The sequence below is a fragment of the Dactylosporangium sp. CA-233914 genome, from assembly GCF_050942935.1.
In the GTDB taxonomy this organism is placed as follows: Bacteria; Actinomycetota; Actinomycetes; order Mycobacteriales; family Micromonosporaceae; genus Dactylosporangium.
In genome coordinates this window covers 2612687-2634801 of sequence record NZ_CP192030.1, presented here as the reverse complement: position 1 = coordinate 2634801, position 22115 = coordinate 2612687, and the positions used below count along the sequence as shown (strand labels likewise).

At 73.1% G+C, this 22115-nt stretch carries 14 protein-coding genes and 1 pseudogene; 9 read left to right on the top strand and 6 right to left on the bottom strand.

The window, feature by feature from the left end; genetic code table 11:
• Positions 1-29: 29 nt before the first annotated feature.
• Positions 30-2678: an MGH1-like glycoside hydrolase domain-containing protein gene (locus tag ACQPY0_RS12085; RefSeq protein ID WP_432987966.1), complete on the top strand. Its 2649-nt coding sequence runs from the start codon at positions 30-32 to the stop codon at positions 2676-2678.
• A 12-nt stretch (positions 2679-2690) separates the two neighbouring features.
• On the opposite strand, the gene ACQPY0_RS12080 is transcribed toward ACQPY0_RS12085, so the two are convergent.
• Entirely contained in the window at positions 2691-5378 is a 2688-nt protein-coding gene (locus tag ACQPY0_RS12080; protein ID WP_432987964.1) for an EAL domain-containing protein, read from the bottom strand.
• 71 nt (positions 5379-5449) lie between these two features.
• A complete protein-coding gene (locus tag ACQPY0_RS12075) occupies positions 5450-5947 on the bottom strand; it encodes a TetR/AcrR family transcriptional regulator (protein ID WP_432987961.1) in 498 nt (165 codons plus the stop codon).
• 65 nt (positions 5948-6012) lie between these two features.
• Between ACQPY0_RS12075 and ACQPY0_RS12070 the strand changes: the two genes are divergently transcribed.
• Positions 6013-7086, top strand: coding sequence for an FAD-dependent oxidoreductase (locus tag ACQPY0_RS12070; protein WP_432987958.1), 1074 nt, complete (start codon positions 6013-6015; stop codon positions 7084-7086).
• Positions 7087-7166: 80 nt separating this feature from the next.
• Here the strand turns inward: ACQPY0_RS12070 and ACQPY0_RS12065 are convergent.
• Positions 7167-7841, bottom strand: a pseudogene (locus ACQPY0_RS12065) (PP2C family protein-serine/threonine phosphatase); the annotation flags it as partial.
• Between the two features lie 174 nt (positions 7842-8015).
• Between ACQPY0_RS12065 and ACQPY0_RS12060 the strand changes: the two are divergent.
• Positions 8016-11729, top strand: coding sequence for an AAA family ATPase (locus ACQPY0_RS12060; RefSeq protein WP_432987956.1), 3714 nt, complete (start codon positions 8016-8018; stop codon positions 11727-11729).
• A gap of 437 nt (positions 11730-12166) precedes the next feature.
• On the opposite strand, the gene ACQPY0_RS12055 is transcribed toward ACQPY0_RS12060, so the two are convergent.
• Entirely contained in the window at positions 12167-13531 is a 1365-nt protein-coding gene (locus ACQPY0_RS12055) for a serine/threonine-protein kinase (RefSeq protein ID WP_432987953.1), read from the bottom strand.
• Position 13532: 1 nt separating this feature from the next.
• Positions 13533-14531: a LacI family DNA-binding transcriptional regulator gene (locus tag ACQPY0_RS12050; RefSeq protein WP_432987951.1), complete on the bottom strand. Its 999-nt coding sequence runs from the start codon at positions 14529-14531 to the stop codon at positions 13533-13535.
• Between the two features lie 164 nt (positions 14532-14695).
• Between ACQPY0_RS12050 and ACQPY0_RS12045 the strand changes: the two genes are divergently transcribed.
• The 5 genes from ACQPY0_RS12045 to ACQPY0_RS12025 all read left to right on the top strand — a co-directional run bounded on the left by ACQPY0_RS12045 (position 14696) and on the right by ACQPY0_RS12025 (position 20020).
• Positions 14696-15487, top strand: a complete 792-nt coding sequence (locus tag ACQPY0_RS12045) for a serine/threonine-protein kinase (protein WP_432987948.1) — start codon at positions 14696-14698, stop codon at positions 15485-15487.
• Positions 15488-15665: 178 nt separating this feature from the next.
• Positions 15666-15833: an LPXTG cell wall anchor domain-containing protein gene (locus ACQPY0_RS12040; protein ID WP_432987947.1), complete on the top strand. Its 168-nt coding sequence runs from the start codon at positions 15666-15668 to the stop codon at positions 15831-15833.
• Positions 15834-15836: 3 nt separating this feature from the next.
• Positions 15837-17147 carry a glycosyltransferase gene (locus ACQPY0_RS12035; RefSeq protein ID WP_432987944.1) on the top strand — a complete coding sequence of 437 codons (1311 nt, stop codon included), beginning with the start codon at positions 15837-15839 and terminating at the stop codon, positions 17145-17147.
• Between the two features lie 68 nt (positions 17148-17215).
• Positions 17216-18403, top strand: a complete 1188-nt coding sequence (gene wecB / locus ACQPY0_RS12030) for a non-hydrolyzing UDP-N-acetylglucosamine 2-epimerase (RefSeq protein ID WP_432987942.1) — start codon at positions 17216-17218, stop codon at positions 18401-18403.
• A gap of 15 nt (positions 18404-18418) precedes the next feature.
• On the top strand, positions 18419-20020 hold the full coding sequence (locus ACQPY0_RS12025; protein WP_432987940.1) for a DUF2334 domain-containing protein: 1602 nt from the start codon (positions 18419-18421) through the stop codon (positions 20018-20020).
• A gap of 300 nt (positions 20021-20320) precedes the next feature.
• On the opposite strand, the gene ACQPY0_RS12020 is transcribed toward ACQPY0_RS12025, so the two are convergent.
• Positions 20321-20683 carry a hypothetical protein gene (locus ACQPY0_RS12020; protein ID WP_432987938.1) on the bottom strand — a complete coding sequence of 121 codons (363 nt, stop codon included), beginning with the start codon at positions 20681-20683 and terminating at the stop codon, positions 20321-20323.
• Positions 20684-20805: 122 nt separating this feature from the next.
• Between ACQPY0_RS12020 and ACQPY0_RS12015 the strand changes: the two genes are divergently transcribed.
• A complete protein-coding gene (locus tag ACQPY0_RS12015) occupies positions 20806-22101 on the top strand; it encodes a hypothetical protein (protein ID WP_432987935.1) in 1296 nt (431 codons plus the stop codon).
• The last annotated feature ends 14 nt before the right edge of the window (positions 22102-22115 follow it).

Sequence of the window (22115 nt, the reverse complement as noted above, 5' to 3'; positions counted from 1 at the left end):
CCGAAACATGAACAACGGAGAATAGCCGCGTGATCGAGGACGATGGGAACGCCGAGCGCCGAAGGCTGGCCGAAGCCGACAGCGGGGAGCGCCCATGGCGGGGCTGGGGGCCCTACCTGTCCGAACGAGCCTGGGGCACGGTCCGTGAGGACTACAGCGCCTACGGCAACGCCTGGGACTACTTCCCGCACGACCAGGCCCGTTCCCGCTGTTACCGCTGGAACGAGGACGGGATGGCCGGCATCTGCGACGACCGGCAGACGTTCTGCTTCGCCCTCGCCCTGTGGAACGGCAAGGACCCCATCCTCAAGGAGCGGATGTTCGGCCTCGGCGGCGACCTCGGCAACCACGGCGAGGACGTCAAGGAGTACTGGTGGTATCTGGACTCCACCCCGACGCACTCCTGGATGCGGTGGCGCTACCACTACCCGCAGAACGCGTTCCCGTATGACGACCTGGTCGCCGAGAACTGCCGGCGGGGGCGCACCGACCCGGAGTACGAGCTGGTCGACACCGGCATCTTCGACGAGGACCGCTACTGGGCGGTCGACGTCGACTACGCCAAGGCCGGCCCCACCGACATGTGCGTCAAGATCCGCATCCGGAACATGGGGCCCGAACCGGCGACCCTGCACGTCCTGCCGACCCTGTGGTTCCGCAACACCTGGGCCTGGGGGCTGCCCGGGCGCGACTACCGCCCGGAGATCCGCGCCAAGGACAACGGCCTGCTCGCCGAGCACCGCCTGCTCGGCCGCCTGGCGCTGACCGGCGACGGCGCGCCCCGCCCGCTGTTCTGCAACAACGAGACCAACGGCCCGCGGATCTGGGGCAAACCCGGGCAGGAGTACCCCAAGGACGGCATCGGCGACCACATCATCCACGGCGCCGACAGCGTCAACCCCGACGGCGTGGGCACCAAGGCCGCCCTGCACTACCTGATCTCCGTCCCGGCCGGCGGCACCCACGAGATCCGGCTGCGGCTCAACCTCAACGCCCCCGGCGCCACGGACCTCGCCCCCGCCGACCTCAAGGCCGACTTCGAGTCCACGATGAGCCGCCGCCGGGCCGAGGCCGACGAGTACTTCGACGAGCTCGTGCCGGCCGCCGCCACCGCCGAGGAGAAGATGATCGTCCGGCAGGCGGTCGCCGGGCTCATGTGGGGCAAGCAGTTCTTCCACTTCGACGTGGCCCGCTGGCTGCAGGGTGACCCGGTCTCCGAGGCGCCGCCGGACAGCCGCCGCTACGGGCGCAACAGCCACTGGTGGCACATGAACAGCTGCGACGTGCTGTCCATGCCCGACCCGTGGGAGTATCCGTGGTACGCCGCCTGGGACCTGGCGTTCCACTGCGTCGCCATCGCCCGGGTCGACCCCGGCTTCGCCAAGGAGCAGCTGCTGCTCCTGCTGCGCGAGTGGTACATGCACCCCAACGGCCAGATCCCGGCCTACGAGTGGGCCTTCGGCGACGTGAACCCGCCCGTGCACGCCTGGGCCGCGCTGCGGGTCTTCGTCCTCGACGGCTCGCGCGACTTCGACTTCCTGGCCCGGGTCCTGCACAAGCTGCTGCTGAACTTCACCTGGTGGGTCAACCGCAAGGACGCCGAGGGCAACAACGTCTTCGAGGGCGGCTTCCTCGGCCTGGACAACGTCGGCCCGTTCGACCGCTCCGCCGCGCTGCCGGTCGGCGGCCGGCTGGAGCAGAGCGACGGCACGGCCTGGATGGCGATGTACGCGCTGAACCTGCTCGACATGTCGCTCACCCTCGCCGTGCACGACCGCGTGTATGAGGACATCGCCGCCAAGTTCCTCGAGCACTTCGCCTACATCGCCGACGCCGCGTACGAGTTCGGCCTGTGGGACGAGGAGGAGGCGTTCTTCTACGACGTCCTGCGCACCGCCGACGGCCGCCAGATCCCGCTCAAGGTCCGCTCGGTCGTCGGGCTCCTGCCGCTCACCGCGACCACGATCATCAGCTCCTCGACCCTGCGCCGCCTGCCCGACGTGGCCGCCCGTCTGCGCTGGTTCCTGACCAACAAGCCCGAATACGGCGACGTGGTCGGCGCGAAGAAGAGCCGCGGCGGCCAGCAGCTGCGCCTGCTGTCGATGGTCGGGCCCGACCAGCTGATCCGCATCCTGCAGCGCATGCTGGACGAGGACGAGTTCCTCTCGCCCTACGGCCTGCGCACCCTGTCACGGGCCCACAAGGACGAGCCGTTCACGGTGTACCTCGGCGACCACGCGTACACCGTCGGCTACGAGCCCGGCGAGTCCACCTCGGGCCTGTTCGGCGGCAACTCCAACTGGCGCGGGCCGATCTGGATGCCGGTCAACTACATCCTGATCGAGGCAGTACGCCGGTTCGCGGAGTTCTTCGGCGACGACCTGCAGGTGGAGTACCCGGCGAACAGCGGGAAGATGGCAACGCTGGCCGCGGTCGCGGACGACCTCTCGCTCCGGCTCGTGAAGCTGTTCCTCAACGGCCCGGAGGGAAACCGGCCGTTCTTCGGCGACGTCGACCTGTTCCAGAACGACCCGGAGTGGCACGACCTGCTGCTCTTCTACGAGTACTTCCACGGCGACACCGGGGCCGGGCTCGGCGCGGCCCACCAGACGGGCTGGACCGCCCTCGTGCTCGACCTGATCCTGACCCTGCGGACACCACCCCAGCCGCCGCGATAGGTCGTCGCGGGATTACAGCATCGGGGTGCGGTGGCGCTCCAGGTAGGCCTCGACGTGCTCGGCGTGATCGGGTGGGTTCAGCACGAAGCCCTGGCCCAGTGGACAGCCCGCGGCGCGGACCACGTCGACGTGTGACTCGGTTTCCAGGCCGCAGGCGATCACGTCGATGCCCAGGCGGCCGGCCAGCGCGACCACCACGTCGACGATCGGGGTGGCCGGGCCGCGGCGGCCCGCCGGTTCGGTGAAGAGGGACTGGTCGATCTTGAGCACGTCGATGGGGAGGCGGCGGAGGTGGGCCAGGGCGGTCGGGCCCGTGCCGAAGTGGTCCAGGGCCGTGCGCACGCCCAGGGCTCGCAGGCCCGCGAGCTGGTCCACCGCCAGGGTGTCGTCCGGCAGGGTCGCCTCCGTCACCTCGATGACCAGGCACTCGGCGGGGACGCAGTGGGTGTCGATCGCCGTCGCGACCGCGGGCAGCCAGGGTTCGGCGGCCAGCTGGCGGGCCGTGGCGTTCACCGAGATCCACAGGTCGCGGCCGTCGCGGCGCCAGCTGGAGAGCTGGCGGCAGGCGCTGTGCAGGACCCAGGAGCCGATCTCGTCCGCCGTGCCGCCGCCCAGGTCCTCGGCGATCGGCAGGAACTCCGCCGGCGCGATCGTGCCCAGCCGCGGGTGGCGCCAGCGCAGCAGGGCCTCGACACCGACCGGCTGGCGGGTGGCCAGCTCGGCGATGGGCTGGAAGACCAGGTCCAGCTCGCCGCGGCCGATGACGCCGGGGAGCTGCTGCTCGATCTCGGTACGGCGGACCAGAGCGGCCTCGAAGGACTTGTCGTAGCACTCGACCCGGCCGCCGTCCCGGCCGCGGGAGGCCTGGCGGGCCCGGCGCCTGGCCACGTCGGCGTGGCGCAGGGCCTCCTCGGCCGAGCCGGCGCCCGGCAGATCGGCCACGCCCACGTCCGCCGACAGGTGCACCGTGTGCTGCGGAAGGTGGAACGGCTGGGCCAGGGCCGTGGCCAGGCGGGTGGCCAGGGCGAAGGCGTGCACCAGCGGGGCTTCGGTCAGCACCGCGAAGGCGGCCGGGCCCAGGCGGGCGGGCAGGGCGTCGGGCCCCGACGCGGCGCGCAGGCGGCGGGCGGCCTCGATCAGTACCGCGGTGGCGACCACCGGCCCGTGCAGGTCGGCGACCGTCTCGAAGCGGTCCAGCTCCAGGACCAGCAGGGAGCCGGGGCGGGACTCGCGGCAGGCCTCGTCCGCGGCGGCCACGAACCGGCGGCGGTTCGCCAGGCCGGTCTGATCGTCGGTCCAGGTGAGCTCGTCGAGCGTGCGCTGGAGCTGGGCCCGGTCGCCGATGTCCCGGACGTGTACGACCAGGCCGGCGACCTCGGCGACGGCGCGCTGGTCGCTGACCGTGGACTCGGTGTCGCGCCAGCGGCCGAAGCCGTCGCGCAGGCGGGCCTGCACGAGCAGGTCCTCGCGGCCGTCGAGCACCGCGCGCAGGGCGGCCCGGACGGGCTCGGCGTCGGCCGGATGCAGCAGGTCCGTCAGGGGGCGGCCGAGGGCGTCCTGGTCCGACAGGCCGAACTGGCGCGCCGCCGCGGGGCTCTGCCAGCGCACCACGAGGTCGTCGTCGAGCACGATCGTGACGTCCGTGGAGCCGGCGACCAGGGTGCGGAAGCGGGCCTCGCGGCCGGCGAGCCGCTGGGAGTACCGGCGGATGTCCGAGGCGGCGAGCAGCTCCCGGACGGCGAGCGCGCCGAACGCGGTCACGCCGAGGCTGACCGAGACGCCGTCGAAGCGGCCACCGGTGAGCAGGTGCAGGAAGGAGACCGCGACGGCGAGCAGGGCAGGGCCGATGAGCAGCGGGTACGCCGCCAGCGACCCGTCCTCGTCGAAGGCCCGCGGGCGGGTCGGCGCGTCGCCGGCGCGGCGGGCGCCGGCGGTGATGAGGAACGGGCCCGCGACCATCGCCAGGCCCGCCGCCACGAGGCCGGCGATCACGGCGGGCGGGGCGTCGAGCCAGGCGCGGTCGTGGCCGAGGAGCAACAGGGAGTACACGTCGGCGCCCACGATCGACAGGGCCGCTCCCCCGCTGCAGCCCAGCGCCGCCGGCCGGTGGCGCACGGCGCGCAGGCCGGTGACGACCGCGACGGCGACCGCCACGCAGCCGGTAAGCGCCACGGCCAGGCGCAGCGGCGCAGTGCCGGGGGTCGAGCGGCCCAGGGCGAGGACCCACGCGCAGTAGAAGAGGCTCACGCCGATGCCGGCGCCGTCGAGGAGGCGGCGCAGCCGGGCCCCGAGGGTCGGCGCGGTGCCCGGGAGCAGGAGCAGGCCCAGCACGTACGTCGGGGCGGCGATCAGGGTCGTCGCCGCGGCCATCGAGCCCGTGTCCACCGCCGGCAGCGCGGTCGCGGGGATGCCGATGCCGGTGATGAGCGCGCCCATGCCCAGGAAGCCGGCGCCGCGGCACGGCCCGAAGTCGTGTCGTCCGGTCCGGGTCGATCGCAGTGATCGCGGCGTTGCCTCGTCGAGCCGGAAGTGGATGCGCAGGGCCAGCCGGATCAGCGCGCCGGCGTGGACCAGCGCGGCGGCCCCGGCGGCCACCGCGACGGCGGCGAGGCCGAGGAGCGGCCCGACGGCGACGGCGGCGCCGAGTGCCGCCGCCGTGGTGAGCAGGACGAGCCAGAACGTGCGCGGGTTGCTGACCACTGGGGTGCCGCTTTCGCGAGGGGAGCGCTGGGGATGTGCTCATCGTGCCCAACGACGGCAGCCGCCCGCGGTTACTGGCCGGTTGGAACAATTTGTCCGACGGCCGCGAGGCGCTCCCGGCGTTCGCCGGCCGTGACGGCACCGCGGGTGAGCTCGTCCAGCAGCAGCCCGTCGATCAGCCCGATGAGCAGCCGCGCCCGGGCCCGCGACCCGGTGATCGCCTCGGCCCGCTCGACGAAGCCGTCGGCCAGGCGCGCGGCGGACTCCCCCAGCTCGCGGCGGGCCTGCGGGTCGAGCATGAGCATGAACCGCGCCCGGGCGCGCGGCGAGTCCGCCCAGAGCTCCAGCACGCCGGCCAGGTCCCGCCCCTCGGAGTCGGCGAGGTCGAGCTCGGCGATGCGCTCGAGTGCGGCGGTGAGCAGCGCGTTGCGGGTCGGGAAGTGGTAGCTGCACGTGCCCTGCGGCAGTCCGGCCCGCTCGTCGACGGCACGGTGGGTGAGCGCCCGGACACCGTCGTTGCCGAGCACGTCGATGGCCGCGTCGGCGAGCCGGCCCTTGCGATCCTTCACAGCCCGGATACTACAGGTGTAGCGTATTGCTACAGCTGTAGTGGATCGAGTCTCGGAGTGTTCGGATGCGTGCGGTAATCGTCGGCGGCGGGATCGGCGGGCTGGCCACGGCGCGGGGGCTCGCGCTGCGCGGGTGGGACGCGACGGTGCTGGAGCGCCAGCCGCGGCTGGAGGCGGCCGGGGCGGGGCTCTCACTGTGGCCCAACGCCCTGCGCGCGCTCGACTGGCTCGGGATCGGCGATCGGGTCCGCGCCGCGGGTGCGCCGATCACCGGGGGCGGCTTGCGGACCTGGCGCGGGGCCTGGCTGTCGCGGGTCAGCGTCGCCGGGCCGATCGTGGTGCACCGCGCCGACCTGCACGAGATCCTGGCCGACGGGGTGCGCGTGCGGACCGGCACCGCGGTGACCGACGTGCGCGACCTCGACGCCGACCTGATCGTCGGGGCGGACGGGATCGGCAGCGCGGTGCGGGCGCAGTATGCACCGCGGGTCCGCATCCGCGACAGCGGGCAGGTGTCGTGGCGGGCGGTCGTGCCGGACCCGGGGATCAAGGGCGGCGGGGAGACGGTGGGGCCGGGCGGGGTGCGGTTCGGGCACATCGGGATGGGACGGCGCGGGGTGTACTGGTACGCGGTCGCGCCCGCGCCCCTGCGCACCACGTCGCCGGACGAGCAGCTGGCCGAGCTGCGACGGCTCTTCCACGGGTGGCACGAGCCCATCCCGGCGCTGGTGGCCGCGACCGAGCCGGCGGCGCTGCTGCACCACCCGCTGCTGGACCTGCACCCGGTCGCGCCGATGCGGTTCGGGGACCGGGTGGCCCTGGTCGGGGACGCGGCGCACGCGATGACGCCGAACCTGGGGCAGGGCGCCTGTCAGGCCCTCGAGGACGCGGTCACGCTCGCCGCGCTGGCGGATGCCGACGTGGCGGGGGCGCTTCGGGAGTACGACATGATCCGGCGGAAGCGGGTGACGATGGTGGTGCGGCGCTCCTGGCAGGTGGGCCGGGTCATGGGTGCCCGCGGTGCGCTGACCGGGGCGCTGGTCCGCACCGCGGCCCGGCTGGCCCCGTCCGGCGCGACGAGCAGGGCGGCCGAGCGCACCGCCGCCTGGGAGCCGCCCACGCCGGCCCCCGGTGCGTAGCCGAGTCAGGCCGGCAGGCGGGCGTTGCTGATCTCGTCGCGGCCCAGCCAGTGGCGCAGGCGCTGGCGCAGGCCCCGGCGCTCGGGCACGTCGTCGCCCACGATGTCCGCGACCACGGCGGTGATGTTGTCCGGGCCGCCCGCGCGCAGGGCCAGGTCGACGAGGCGCTCGACGCACTCCTCGACGTCGGTGTACTCCCGCAGCGCCTCCTCGATCGTCTCCGCGCGCAGCACGCCCGACAGCCCGTCGCTGCACAGCAGATAGCGGTCGCCGGCACGGGCGGCGGTCACGGAGTACACCGGATCGGTGGGCTGGCCCTGCAGCACCCGGCTGACCAGCGAACGCTGCGGGTGCGTCGCGGCCTCGTCCAGCGTGATGCGGCCCTCGTCGACGAGCAGCTGGACGTAGGTGTCGTCCTTGGTGATCTGGGCGAACTCGTCGCCGCGCAGCAGGTAGGCGCGCGAGTCTCCAATGTGGACCAACCCGATGCGGTCACCGGAGAACAGGATCGCCGTCAGCGTCGTGCCCATGCCCAGCTTGGACGGATCCTCCTCGACCTCGTCGCGGATGCGCCGGTTGGCGTCCGACACGGCGGTGCGCAGCGCCGTGAGCAGGTCGTTGCCGGCGAACTCCTCGTCGAGCGGCCCCATCGCCTCGATCACGAGCCGGCTGGCGACGTCCCCGGCCGCCATCCCGCCCATCCCGTCGGCGACGGCGAGCAGGCGATCGCCCGCATACATCGAGTCCTGGTTCATGCCCCGCACGAGTCCCGTGTCGGTGCGCGCCGCCCAGAGCAGCGCGAGCGGCTGGGGCCCGGCGTCGACCGTCCCCTCGTCGACCTCGTCCTCTGCCACACCCTCAGCCATGCCTGACAGCGTGCCGTATCGATCCGGCGGGCGTCTCTACGCACTTGTGCGTATCGTGGCCGCATGCCGAGCGCCCCCTTCATCGGACGAGCCGCCCAGCTCGCCGAGATCGCGGACGCGTGGGCCTCCCGCCGGCCGGGGATCATCCTGATCACCGGGGAGGGCGGCAGCGGCAAGAGCCGGCTGGTGGCGGAGGCACTCTCCCGGCTCGATCTGTCCGGCACCATCATCCTGCGCGGCGCGGCCCGGGCACAGGGGGCGGCGCCGCACGACTGGCTCGCGTCGGTGCTGAGCGGGCGGCCCTCCGGCGACCTCCCCGTCGAGGAGTCGCTGCTGAACCGGCTGGCGCAGCGCTCCGGGGACGGCAGCGAGCCGCGGCTGGCGCCGGCGACCACCCTGCGGGCCGCGGTCGACGTCGTGCGAGCATTGCTGCGCGCTACTCCCCCGGTCGCGGCTTCCGAGCCGGACGAGGGCGCTTTTATCCGACATTTCACGAGATTTCGTGTTCGGTCCGATTCGGCGGGGTCGCCGCTCGGGATCATCGTGGTCGAGGACCTGCACGATCTCGATCCGGCCAGCCTGGCGCTCGTCGCGGAGCTGGCGGCCGCGGCTGAGTCGCTGCCCGCACTGCTGCTCGTCACGAGCCGCCCCTCGCAGGAGGCGGCGTTCGCCCCGGCGGCCGCGCGCACCCTGCGCCGCCTCGGCGGTGGCCCCTCCGTCCTGCGGATGCACGTCGCGCCCTTCAACGCGCGCGAGACCGCGGAGCTGATCGAGGCCACGTACGGCAGCGCACCCGCCCCCGAGGCCGTCCGCGGCGCGCTGCACCGCACCGGCGGGAACGCGTTCTGGCTGGCGGAGCTGCTCGTGGCGTACGACACGGCGGACGACCTGCCCGCCGCACCCCTGCCCGCCCACGTCGTCGGCCTGCTGGTCGAGCCGCTGTCGAGCGAGCCCGCACTGGTCGGCCGGGTGGCCCGGGCCGCGGCGCTGCTGGGCGACCCGGTCGAGAGCGACGTGCTGTTCCACGTCTGCGGCGGCGACGTCGAGCCCGCCCTGCGCCGCCTGCTCGACCTCGGCCTGCTGCTCATCGCCCCGGACCTGGCGCCCGCCGGCTCGCTGCGCTTCCGCCACCCGCTGCTGCGCGAGGCCCTGGCCGCCGGCGTCATGCCCCGCGAGCGCACGCGTGTGCACACCCTGGCCCGCCGCCTGGCCGTCGAGCTGGGCGACGACGCGGCGCTGGCCCGGCACGCGGCCGCGCTGGGCCGCACGGCCGAGGCCCGGGCCGCCGCCGCCCGCGGAGCCGCCGCCAGCCTGGCAACGGGTCTGCCGGACGCGGCGGTGGAGCTGGTGGCACTGGGCCTGCGCCTGCCGGCCAACCCCGCCCCGCCGCCGAACCTCACACCCCGGACCGCACCCACGGCGCAGCCCGACCCGCCCGGGGACGGGGAGCTCGCGCACTCCCCGCACGCGAACGCGCACACGACGGGCGAACACACGCGCCTGACGCAAGCCGACGCGCACGCAGAGCCTGAGCCCACGCACCCGGCGCACGCGAACGCGCACACGACGGGCGAACACACGCACCCGGCGCACGCGGACATGCACACGCCGGGCGAACGCGCAGGCCTGGCGCAAGCCGACTTACACGCGGCGGACCTGCGGGTATCGGCCGAGCGGGGGCGTTCGGCGTCAGCGGAGTCACAGCCGGCGGCCGGGCACGGGCAATCCGTGGAAGGCCGTGTACGAGGCGACTCCGCGGCGGGGGACCTGCACCGGGCGACGGACGTGGCGAGTGACCCGTGCCTGCCTCCGGACGCGACTGGCGATCCGCGTCTGCGGTTGCGTGCGGCTGGCGGTGATGGCGGGTCCGGCGAGGTTCGGCGGGCGTTGGTGGCTGTCGGGGCTTCGGCCGCGTTCGTCAGTGGGCGGTTCGCGGTCGCGGCGGATCATGCGGCCGATTGGCTCAACGAGGTACAGCTTGCGGGCGACGCCGACGCCATCGCCGACGCGCATCGTCAGCTTGCGGCGGTGCGATGGTGTCTGGGCGACGCCGCCGGGCATCGGCGATCGTTGGATCGGGCCGCGGCCGTCGGCGGGTCGGCGGAGTCGCTCGCCCGGCAGCGGGCGGCCGAGGCCGAGAGCGCGCTGCGGACCGAGGATGCCGCAACCGCGTTGCCGCTGGCCGAGGGGGCGCTGGCCGCCGCCGAACGGACCGGTGCGGGGATCGGCTCCGCGTCGGTCACGCTCGGCACCGCGCTCGCGCTGACCGGGGAGTTCGAGCGCGGGGTCGCACTGCTGCGCGCGGCGCGGCAGCTGGCCGCGCGGGAGCACGATCCGGTGACGATCGGGCGCGCGGTGCACAACCTGGTCGCGGTCAGCCTGCCGCGGCTCGGGGAGGTGCTGGGCTGGCGGCTGTTCGACGAGGCGATGGCGACGATCGGACGATACGGGCTGGAGTTCTGCGCCGGGAGCACCACGACCCTCGGCGTCGCGCACGCGCTGCGGACCGGCGACCTCGCGCGGGCCGAGTCGCTGGTATGGTCGCGGCTGCCGATCGAGGGCGATCCCGTCGAGCGGGTGCGGTTCACGGCCCGCGCGGGGCTGCTCGCACTGGAGCGGGGCGACGACCCGCTCGCGGTGCGGATGCTGGCCCGGGCCGACGCGGAGGGTCGCGACTCGGGACTGGTCCGCGTCTTGCGCGTGGCGGTGGCGGCTCGTGGCGTACACCCTGTGGACCCCGCCGAGGCGCTGCGTGACTGCGTCGGGCGCTGCCGTCCGGCGCGGCTGGCCGAGGCCGCCCGCTGGGCACTGCGCGGTGGCGTGCCGGCCGCGGTCGTCGCGGAGCATGTGCCCGACCAGAGCCCGCGCCTCCGCCTGCTGCTCGCGGTGGCCGCCGGACGCGACACCGACGCGGTCACACTCCTGCCGGCCGCGCTCGCCGGGGAGAACTCACTGGCGGGCGGCAACCGCACCGCGGGGAGCAAACCCGACGGCGGACTCGCAGGCGGTGCACGCCTGGACACTGGCGGCCACCTCGCGAGCGACGGGCGCGCGGGCAACCGCGGTGGACTCGTGGAGACCGGCGGTCACCTCGCGGGTGGCGGTCGCACGGGCGGCGGCCTCGTGGGCACCGGCGGCAGCCTCGCAGGCGGTGGGCTCCTGGACACCGGCAGTCACCTCACGAGCGGCGGGCACACGGGCAACCGCAGTGGACTCGTGGAGACCGGCGGTCACCTCGCGGGCGACGGGCGCGCGGGTAGCGGTGGCGGGATCGGGTTCAAGCGTGGCGGACGGCACGGGCGGGCCGGGCGGAACGGCACACTGTCCTCGGACGGGGTGCCGGGCGGAGACGGGAGCGCCGGGCGGGCCGCGGGAGGGGCGGCCGCGGGTCGCGGGGACGTGGACGGGCGGGCCGAGGACGCGGCGGTGCATACCGCGGTGGCGCATGCGCTCGTACGGCTCGGGCGTGCCGGTGAGGCCAGGCGGCACGCCGAACGGGCGGTGGCGCTGCTGGCACACTGGCCCGGGTGGCGGCTGGCCGATGCCGAGACGCTGCTGCACAGCCTGCGGGCGGGCGGCGATCTCACCGCGCGGGAGCTGGAGGTGCTCGGATGCCTCGCCGCGGGGATGACGAACCAGCAGGTGGCGAGCTCGCTGGGGATCTCGGTCCGGACCGTGACCGTGCACGTGTCGAACCTGCTGCGCAAAACCGGGGCGACCTCGCGGACGGAGGCGGCACTCTGGGCCGTCCGCCACCGACTCGCGCCCGAGCGCTGACCCCGCGTCGAAATTCGCGTATGCGAAAAATCCGATAAATCCGGACACAGAGTGTCTGGATTTATCGGAGAGGAGCTTCTGACTCTCGGGGACGAAGTGTCTGGCTTCGGAGACGAGGTGTCTGACCGACGGAAACGAAGTGTCTGGAGTATCGGGGGTGGAATGGCTGGCTCGGGGACGGAGTGGCTGGCCGGCCGAGACGGAGTGGCTGGCTCGCGGACAGAGCGACTGACTCGGAGACGGAGCGGCTGACCGGCCGAGACGGAGTGGCTGAATCGGAGATGGAGTGGCTGGCCGATCGAGGCGGAGCGAACGACTCGGGGACGGAGCGACTGGCTCGGAGACGGAGCGGCTGACCGATCGAGGCGGAGTGGCCGACTCGCGGACAGAGCGACTGACTCGGAGACGGAGTGGCTGGCTCGGGGACGGTCCCTGGGTCAGGTTGAGAAGGTCTTGCCGAAGTTGGCCACCGCCGCGTCTAGTTCATGGTATGCCGCCTCGCTGATGGAGTTCTCGCGTGTGCGGTCCAACAGGTTCTTGCGCAGGGCCTCGATGCGGCGGGACGCGTCCGCGGCGTCGCCGTAGGTGAGCAGATTGTTCACCTGGTTGCGGATGTCCAGGGCCACGTCCTCGCGGATCTCGCCCGTGGCCGAGCGGCGGTCGACCACGTCCAGGACCGCCCGGGCCGCCCCCTGTCTCGTCTGTGGGCTCGGGGCGGTCGACGGGGGCGGGCTGGCCGGGCCGGGGTTCGTGCCCTTCGACCCGTGGGGCTGGGTGGGCGTCGCCTGAGTCGTCTGCGGGGTCGTCGGGGCGGGCGCCACCGAGACGACGATGCTCACCGTCGGGCGCGGGGCCGCGCCGTCGTCCGACGGGTGCTGCGGGTCGCGGTCGCGAAGGAGGAGCACAGAGAGTACGGCTGCCACCGCCACCGCGACCGGGACGGCCAGCAACGCCCGGCGGCGGGTGAGCACGGCGGACGTCGCGGAGCGCGCCCCGAGGATGCTCGCCATCTCGGCGGCGGTCGGGCGGCGCAGGGGGTCGCTGGACAGGCACCTGAGACAGGCGGCGGCCACCGGGGCGGGCAGGCCGGGGACGTTGAGGGCCGGGCGGCGCTCGGCGGCCAGGGCGCGCTCGAGCTCCTCCCAGGTGGTGGCGGGGAACGGGGGCGCGCCGGTCAGCATCTCGTAGAGCAGCACGCCGAGGGCGTAGACGTCCGTGGCGCCGCTGGCGGGGGCACCGACCAGGCGTTCGGGGGCCACGTACGGCGGGGTGCCGAACGTCATCGCCTCCTCGCGCTGGCCGATGTCGGCCGCGATGCCGAAGTCGAGCAGGCGCACGCCGTCGGTGGTGAGCATGACGTTCTCGGGGGTCACGTCGCGGTGCACGACGCCGCGGCGGTGGGCGGCGTGCAGGACGTCGGCGACCGTCGCGGCCACGGCGAGCGCCTCGGGCCACGGCAGCGGGCCCTCGTCCAGGCGGACGGCCAGGGAGGCGCCGTCGAGCAGCTGCATCACGACGTACGCGGCGATGCGGCCGCGCGGGGTGACCGTCTCCCCGTAGTCGTAGACGCCGATGGCGTTGGGGTGCTCGATCCGGGCGGCCGCACGCGCCTCGCGGCGGACGCGGTCGCGCTGGCCGCCGTCGGAGGCGATGGGGCCGTCGAGGACCTTGACGGCGACCGTGCGCTCCAGGGTCAGGTCCCACGCCCGCCACACGACCGACATGCCACCCGCGCCGACGGCCTGTTCGAGGATGTAGCGGCGGGCGAGAATGTCGCCCGGCTGTATTTGTGCACCGCGCATCCTACGTGGATGCCCGCACAACGAGTTCGGTTGGCAGGACGGGGTTGTCCGTCGTCGGGTCGAGCAGCAGGGCGGCCGTGACCGCGCCGAGCTCCTCGACGGGCTGGCGGACCGTGGTCAGGGCGGGTGCGGTGAACGCGGCGAGCGGGGCGTCGTCGAAGCCGATCACGGCGACGTCCTCGGGCACCCGGCGGCCCGCCTTGCGCAGCGCCTGGAGGGCACCGGCGGCCATGGCGTCGGAGGCGACGACGAGCGCGTCGAGGCGGGGGGTGCGGTCCAGCAGCCACGCCGCGGCATGGCCACCGGACGGGGTGGTGAAGTCACCGTACGCGATCAGCGGCTGGCGACCGGCGGCAGTCATGGCGCGACGGTACCCCTCGAGGCGGTCGGCCGCCGCCGGGGAGTCGGGCGGACCGGCGATCGTGGCGATCGTCCGGCGGCCGCCCAGCAGGAGGTGCTCGACGGCCTGGCGGGCGCCGTCGCGATTGTCGACGTCGACGAAGGGCACGGTGAGCTCGGGCCGGCCCGCGGCCCGCACCGGCACGCGGGAGGTGGCCAGGGACACGGCCAGGGGATGCCGGCCCGGCGCGCCGACCAGCAGCACGCCGCCCACGCCGCCGCCGGTGAGGAACTGGGTGGCACTGGAGACCGTGCCGTGGGGCGCGGACATGGTGAGCAGCGGTACCCCGCGCGTGGCGAGCTCCTCCTCGGCCCCGGCGAGCAGGCGGGCGACGAAGCCGTCGCGGAAGAGCCGGGCGGCGGGCTCGAACACGACGGCGGCCACGGGCAGGCCGGCGCTCTGGTGGTCGGTGCGGCGGGGGGCGCGGTGGCGGACATACCCCAGCCGGGCGATGGCGTCGTGCACGGACACCCGGGCAGAGGTGCTGACCCGCACCCGGCCCGTGAGCACGCGCGAGACGGTGGCGGCGGAGACCCCCGCGGCGGCGGCGACCTCGGTGACAGTGGGTTGGGCTGGCTCGGCAGCATGCTGGGCAGGCATCAAGTCTCCTGTGGGAGCGACTCGTGCGGTCAGCGTCAGCCACGAGTTACCGCGATGTCAACTATCGGTTTCGATCGCGCTCATGGTCACGATTGGGGCTATCGCAAGCGTGACCGAATAGGGAATAGTCGTCGATTGTGTCCGGGATCGAGGTTGGCCGCAGGGTGCTCGACCGCTACCTGCTGGTCCGCCCGATCGCCCGGGGCGGGATGTCGCTGGTCTACGAGGCCGTCGATCTGGAGCGGATCCGGCCGGCCGCGGTGAAAGTGCTGGCGCCGGCGTTCGCGCACAACACCCGGGCCTGTTACTCCGCGCGACGCGAACCTCACCTGATGCAGCGGGTGCGCCACCCCACGGTGCCGAAGGTCTTCGCGTTCGGCGAGGTCGAGACCGACGGCGCGTCCGTTCCGGCCGTGGCGATGGAGCTGCTCAACGGGGTGCCGCTGGCGACCCGCCTGGCTGAGGGGCCACTGCCCTGGCCCCGCGCGGTGGAGATCGCGGCCTCGGTCGCCGAGCTGCTCGCGGTCGCGCACCGGCGGGGCATCGCGCACCGCGACCTGACCGCCGACAACGTCATGCTCACCACGGCCGGGGTGAAGATCATCGACTTCGGGCTGGCGGTGCCGTTCGCGCACCCGTCGGCGACGCGGGTCGAGCACGCTCCGGCGTGGGACGTCTACGCGCTGGGCGTCCTGCTGTATCACATGCTGACCGGCCGCTCGCCCCACGCGCCCGGCGCCCGGCTGCTGCAGGCCGCACCGACGCCCGTGGTGCTCACGCCCGGCCTGCCACGCTCGGTGGCGGAGCTGTGCCGCCAGTGCATGGCCAAGCGCCCGGACGAGCGGCCGGAGAGCGCCGCCGTCGCGCTGTCGCTGTGGGCCGAGTTCGCACCCGACTGGCAACAGACCACGGACTTCACCGAGAGCTACAGCACACCGTCTCATCACGGTGTGTAGTCAGCGCATTTTGCCTGCGTAAGCGCTTTGTCGGGTCCTCGGTTGGACTTCCCGCCCGCACCCCCGTTACCCGTTGTAATCGCCGACCGGGGGCGCCAAGCTTCTCGGACAAGGTGCACGACGGTTGCCGGCAGGGAGCCGCCGGGCACCACCACCGGATAGCCGAGGGGAAGCTGTCATGTCAGGTTCGAAGGTCACCGGCGTGGTCGTGACCGGCGGAGCCACCGCCGGGTCACTGCCTGTCACCGGAAGCCCGGTCTTCGCCATCGTCGTCGCCGGCGTCGCGCTCGTCGTCACCGGGTTCCTGATGGTGCGGGCGTCCCGCTTCAAGCGCAGCGCCGCCTGAGCCATGACGACGATCCTGCTGGTCGGCTTCGCGCTGCTGACGCTGTGGCCGGCGTACAACCTGGCGCTGGTGGCGTTCAGCGCCGGCGACGCGGCCACCGCCGGACGCCGCCGCCGGCGCGACGCCATCGCGCCGAACGGCAACGAGCCGCTGACCTTCTGGATCGTCGTGCCCGCCCTCAACGAGGAGCGGGTGGTCGGCCGGACGGTGGGCGCCGCCCTGGCGCTGGCCGGACCGGAGGGCACGCGCACCAGGGTTCTGGTGGTCGATGACGGATCGGACGACGGCACCCCGGACGTCCTGGCCGCCATCGACCACCCGGGCCTGACGGTCCTGCGCCGCGACTTTCCCAACGCCCGCAAGGGCAAGGGCGAAGCGCTCAACGCGGCGTTCCGGGCGATCCGGGAACTCTCGCTCGCCGGCGGGGAGGACCCGGAGCGGGTCGCGGTCGGCGTCATCGACGGCGACGGGCGCGGCAGCGCCAACCTGCTCTCGGAGGTTTCGCGGCTCATGCGCGACGCCGAGGTCGGGGCGGTGCAGGTCCGCGTGCGCATCCACAACCGCGACAAGGTGCTCGGTGCCGTACAGGATCTCGAGTTCGCCGCGATCGCCAACGCCAGCCAGCTGCTGCGCGACGCGGCGGGGACGGTCGGCCTGGGCGGCAACGGGCAGTTCGCCCGGCTGTCCTCGCTGATGCGGCTGGGCAACGCGCCCTGGTCGCACTGCCTGGTCGAGGACCTGGAGCTGGGGCTGCGGATGCACCTGGGCGGCGAACGCATCCGGTACACCTCGCTGGCCCACGTCAAGCAGCAGGGCCTGGTGGACGTCAAGCGGCTGGTCCGCCAGCGCACGCGCTGGGCGCAGGGCAACCTGCAGTGCGTGTCGTACGTCCCGAGGCTGATCGCCTCACGGCGCATCCGCAACCACGCACTGGTGGAGATGCTGTACTACCTGCTCGCGCCCTGGATGAACGCATTCGGCACGGCGGCGGTGTTCGGCCTGTGGGGATACGCGATGTGGCGCCTGATCCCCGGGCACGGCGACACGTTCATGATCCACTCATGGTGGCAGATGGGCGAGGTCGCGCTGTTCTGGGCGATCGGGATGACGGTGCCCGGGCTGGTCTGGGCCGCCGTGCACCGGGTCCAGCTGCGCGACGAGAAGGCCTCGACACTGCTGCGGGCGGCGCTGGCCTACCCCTTCTTCCTGATGCTCGGCCTGGTCGCGACCTGGCGGGCGATCGGCCGGCAGGTCGCGCGGCGACAGGCCTGGGCCAAGACGGAGCGGCTCGCCGAAGAGCCCGCGGCCGCCTAGTTCCGACCCAATTTATACCGATAAATCCGCACGGATGCGGCACTTACCTTCATCAAAGGTGACGCAACATGCTTCCTGAAGTCTTCCTGATCGCCGGCACCCGCCCCGAGGCCATCAAGCTCGCCCCCGTCGCCGCCGCGATGCGCGCCGCCGGCCGGCTCAGCCCGGTCCTGGTCGCCAGCGGCCAGCACCCGACGATGGTCACCCAGGCCCTGGCCGCCTTCGACGTCGAGGCCGACGTGACGCTGCCGCTGCAGCGCGTGACCGGCAGCCAGCCGGAGCTGCTCACCGAGATGATCAAGCAGCTGGACTCGCTGCTGGAGACCCGCCGGCCGGCCGCCGTGATCGTGCAGGGCGACACCACCACCACGCTCGCCGGCGCGATGGCCGCGTTCTGGCGCCGCATCCCGGTCGTGCACCTCGAGGCCGGGCTGCGCTCCGGCGACCTGGACTCGCCGTTTCCCGAGGAGGCCAACCGCAAGCTCGTCGGCCAGCTCGCCGCACTGCACCTCGCCCCGACCGCGCTCGCCGCGACGAACCTGCTCGACGAGAGCGTGGCCCCGGCCAACGTCCTCATCACCGGCAACACGGTCGTCGACGCGGCGATCGAGATCGCGGCCCGCGAGCTGCCGTTCGACGACGCCCGCGTGGCCGCCGCGGTCGACGCCGCCGAGCACGGCGAGGCGCGCCTGGTGCTGGTCACCGCGCACCGCCGCGAGTCGTGGGGCGAGCCGCTGGAGCGCATCCTGCGCGCGGTGAAGCGCCTGGTCGAGGCGTACCCCGACATTCGCGTCGTGCTGCCGGCCCACGCCAACCCCGCGGTGCGGGCCCAGGTCGAGGCGGGTCTCGCGGGTGTACCGCGGGTGACGATCACCGACCCGCTGCCCTACCCGTCCCTGGCCCGCCTGCTCTCGCACGCCTACCTCGCGCTGACCGACTCGGGCGGCATCCAGGAGGAGGCGCCCACGTTCGGAGTTCCCGCGCTGGTACTGCGTGAGGTCACCGAGCGCGTCGAGTCCCTGCACGCCGGCTGCGCCAAGCTCGTCGGCACCGACGAGGACCTCATCGTCGCCGAGGCCGCCCGGCTGCTCGACGACCCGGCCCTGCGCGAGGCGATGACGGCCAGCGGCAACCCGTACGGCGACGGCCTCGCCTCGACGCGTACCGAGCAGGCGGTCGCCGCCCTGCTGGGCCTCGCGCCGATCCCCTCTCCCATGCCCGACTTCGCGCAGTCCACGTCCGGCTCGCTCGTCTGATTGGTGTTCCGTTCCATGCGAAAGCTGTCCGCTCTGCTCGGCCTCGTGCTGGCCGCGGTGCTCGGCGTCGCCGCCCCGGCGGCCCCCGCGCTCGCCGCGACCACGGCGAAGGTCGCCTCCGGCACCGGCGCCCCCGGCTCCAGCGCCTCGACGAAGACGCTCGTCCTGTACGACTACACCGGCCCGTACGCGTGGCTCGGTGAGGACTACGCGATGATGGCGACGAACCTGGTCTCGCACTTCGGGGCCTGGACCGCCCACCCCGTCGGGTCCTACACGGCCGGCGAGCTGTCCAAGTACAGCGCCGTGGTCTACGTCGGCTCCACGTACGACGAGCCGATCCCGACCGCCTTCCTCGACGACGTCCTGGCCACGAGCAAGCCGGTGGTGTGGCTGTACGACAACATCTGGCAGCTGACCGCGCGCTCCGCGGACTTCGCGACGAAGTACGGGTACACCTGGAAGGGCTTCGACGTCTCCGCCGTCGCCAAGGTCGACTACAAGGGCACGGCCCTGACCCGCGACACGCGCAACCTCGCCGGCATCATGGACTACGCCGTCTATGACAGCGCCAAGGCGGTCAGCGTGGCCGACGCCGTGCGCGCCGACGGCACGAAGTTCCCGTGGGGCATCAAGTCGGGCAACCTCACCTACATCGGCGAGATCCCGTTCTCGTACATCACCTCCAACGACCGGTACCTCGCGTTCTCGGACCTGCTGTACGACGTCCTCGCCCCGAAGACCGCGCAGCGGCACCGTGCCCTGGTCCGCATCGAGGACGTCGGCCCCGACGCCGACCCGGCCGAGCTGCGCGCCATCGCCGACTACCTGGGCAGCCGGAAGGTCCCGTTCACCGTCGCCGTCTACAGCCGTTACCGCGACCCGAAGGGCGTGAACAACAATGGCAAAGCCGAGGACTACACGCTGCGCCAGCGGCCACTGGTGGTCAGCGCCCTGAAGTACATGCAGAGCAAGGGCGGCACGCTGCTCATGCACGGATACACGCACCAACTCGACGCGCTGAACAATCCGTACGACGGCGTCTCGGCCAACGACTTCGAGTTCTTCCGGGCGCATGTCGACGCCAACGACGCCGTCATCTACGACGGGCCGGTCAAGAACGACTCGGCCGCCAACGTGACCGCCCGCGTCACCGCCTCGCGCGCCGACTGGCGCCTGGCCGGCCTGTCGCAGCCGACCATCTTCGAGCCGCCGCACTACGCCGCGAGCGCCCTGGACTACAAGACCATCAACTCGCTCTTCGGCGTCCGCTACGACCGTGGCCTGTACTTCCCCGGCGTGCTCGCCGGCGGCACGGTCGACAACAGCGTGGCGCACATGGTCGGGCAGTTCTTCCCGTACACGGTGCGCGACGTCTACGGCTCGACGGTGATCCCGGAGAACATCGGCAACATCGAGCCGGAGCCGTTCAACCAGCACCCGGCGGTCCTGCCGGCCGACCTGGTCGCGAACGCCAAGGCGAACCTGGCGGTCCGCGACGGCGTGGCGAGCTTCTTCTACCACCCGTACCTGGGCACCTCGTACCTGAAGCAGACGGTCGAGGGCATCCAGGGCCTGGGCTACACGTTCGTCTCCGCGGCGTCCATGTCGTCCTGAGCGGTTGCTCCGCCGGCTTCGGGCCGGGCTCTCCACGGAGGGCCCGGCCTTCGCCGTTTCCCGGGGCGGCTCCGCCTTCACGGCCTTCGCCGTCTCCCCGGGGCGGCCCCGCCTTCACGGCCTTCGCCGTCCGCGGGAGTTATCCACAGGCCGGAAGTTTGTCTTGCCTGCGGGCCGCGGGAGAGGAAGGCTCGAAGCATGACCAGCACGGGGATCGCTCGACCGCTTCAGCCGCCCGCCGGCCATGCCGTCAACCGTGGACCGCCCCTGGCTTCGGCGTGACGCCGCCGGGCGCGGCGGTTACTGCTCCAGAAGGAGGTGGGGCATCAGGCGCTGCACGGCGTCCAGGTCGTAGACGCGGCGGATCTGCGTCACCAGGCCCGCCTCGTTGATGGTCAGGAACTCCGCCAGGCGGAAGGTTTCGCCGTTCAGGGTGCAGTCGTAGATCAGGGCGGCACGGCCGCCCAGGATCGTCTGGGAGAAGACCGCGATGGTGTCCAGCGCCGCGGCGTAGGCCGTCAGCAGTTCGATGAAGTCGCCGTCCGGGTCGAGGTTGGTCTCGATGCCCGGGGCGGCGGCCAACAGTTTGAAGAGGTCGGCCGTGCGGCCGTTGGTCCAGGCCGCGACCCAGCGGCCGACGACGTCCTCCACCGAGTTTTCCATCGCCACACATCCTCGCATGCCGCCTTCCGGGCGTGCCGCGCGATCGCCCGGTCCGCGGGCCGGTGGACGTCGGGCGCGGGCGGGGTTTCAGGAAAGGGCTTTCCTCAGTACTATCCGGAGGCATGTTGCGCATCGACGAGGACATCACGGCGAAGGCGCTGCTCGCCGCCGTGGAGCGGATGTTCGAGCTCTCCGCCGGGAAGATCCTGGCCCTGGACCCCGACGGGGGCGACGGGTCGCCGGTGTTCACGGTCGACGGGCGATACACGGCGCGCGGGTGGACGGAGTGGACGCAGGGGTTCCAGGTCGGTTCGGCGCTGCTGCAGTTCGACGCCACCGGGGACGAGCGGTTCGGCACGCTCGGGCTGGAGCAGACCCGGAGGCTGATGGCGCCGCACGTCAGCCACGTCGGCGTGCACGATCACGGGTTCAACAACGTCAGCACCTACGGGGCGGTGCTGCGGCTGGTCAAGGAAGGCCGCATCGACGCGCGGCACCGGGACGCGGCCGAGCTCGCCCTCAAGGTCAGCGGGGCGGTGCAGGCGGCCCGGTGGCAGCCTATCGAGGACGGCACCGGGTACATCTACAGTTTCAACGGGCCGCAGTCGCTCTTCGTGGACACCATCCGGTCGTGCCGGGCGCTCGCCCTCGCGCATCAGCTCGGGCACGTGCTTATGGGCGAGCACGACGAGCGGATCGACCTTCGGCAGCGGATGCGGCAGCACGCGTACAACACCGCGAGGTACAACGTCTTCTACGGCACCGGGCGCGACGCCTACGACGTGCGGGGGCGCACCGCGCACGAAGCGCTGTTCAACGTCAACGACGGGCGGTTCCGGGCGCCGAGCACCCAGCAGGGGTACTCCCCCTTCTCCACCTGGACCCGCGGCCTGGCCTGGGCGATGCTCGGCTTCGCGGAGCTGCTCGAGTTCTCCCCCGACGACACGTTCGCCGAGGCGGCCCGGGCCACCTGCGACTTCTACATCGACTCGGCGCCGCGCGACGGCGTGCCGTATTGGGACACGGGGGCGCCGGGGATCGCCGGCCTGGACCTGGACGCGCCCGCGGACCCGTTCAACGACTTCGAGCCCGTCGACGCGAGCGCCGCCGCGATCGGGGCTCAGGGGCTGCTGCGGCTCGGGCGCGCGCTCGGCGACCCGCGATACACCCAGGCGGGCCTGACGGTCGCGCGAACGCTGCTGGCCGAGCCGTATCTTTCCACCGACCCGAACCACCAGGGCCTGCTGCTGCACTCCGTCTACCACCGGCCCAACGGCTGGGACCAGGTCCACGAGGGGCAGAAGGTCCCCAACGGCGAGTCGAGCATGTGGGGCGACTACCACCTACGGGAACTGGGGCTGTATCTGCTCCGCCTGGAGAATGGCCCCTACTACACGTTCTTCGGCGGTGTCGCGTGAGCGGTCCGGAGCGC

Excerpts from the sequence above, each read along its gene's own strand:
- ACQPY0_RS12020 (WP_432987938.1), bottom strand. The coding sequence starts at position 20,683 with ATGGAAAACTCGGTGGAGGACGTCGTCGGCCGCTGGGTCGCGGCCTGG.
- ACQPY0_RS12040 (WP_432987947.1), top strand. The coding sequence starts at position 15,666 with ATGTCAGGTTCGAAGGTCACCGGCGTGGTCGTGACCGGCGGAGCCACC.
- ACQPY0_RS12050 (WP_432987951.1), bottom strand. The coding sequence starts at position 14,531 with ATGCCTGCCCAGCATGCTGCCGAGCCAGCCCAACCCACTGTCACCGAG.
- wecB (WP_432987942.1), top strand. The coding sequence starts at position 17,216 with ATGCTTCCTGAAGTCTTCCTGATCGCCGGCACCCGCCCCGAGGCCATC.
- ACQPY0_RS12055 (WP_432987953.1), bottom strand. The coding sequence starts at position 13,531 with ATGCGCGGTGCACAAATACAGCCGGGCGACATTCTCGCCCGCCGCTAC.
- ACQPY0_RS12035 (WP_432987944.1), top strand. The coding sequence starts at position 15,837 with ATGACGACGATCCTGCTGGTCGGCTTCGCGCTGCTGACGCTGTGGCCG.
- ACQPY0_RS12060 (WP_432987956.1), top strand. The coding sequence starts at position 8,016 with ATGCCGAGCGCCCCCTTCATCGGACGAGCCGCCCAGCTCGCCGAGATC.
- ACQPY0_RS12025 (WP_432987940.1), top strand. The coding sequence starts at position 18,419 with ATGCGAAAGCTGTCCGCTCTGCTCGGCCTCGTGCTGGCCGCGGTGCTC.
- ACQPY0_RS12070 (WP_432987958.1), top strand. The coding sequence starts at position 6,013 with ATGCGTGCGGTAATCGTCGGCGGCGGGATCGGCGGGCTGGCCACGGCG.
- ACQPY0_RS12015 (WP_432987935.1), top strand. The coding sequence starts at position 20,806 with ATGTTGCGCATCGACGAGGACATCACGGCGAAGGCGCTGCTCGCCGCC.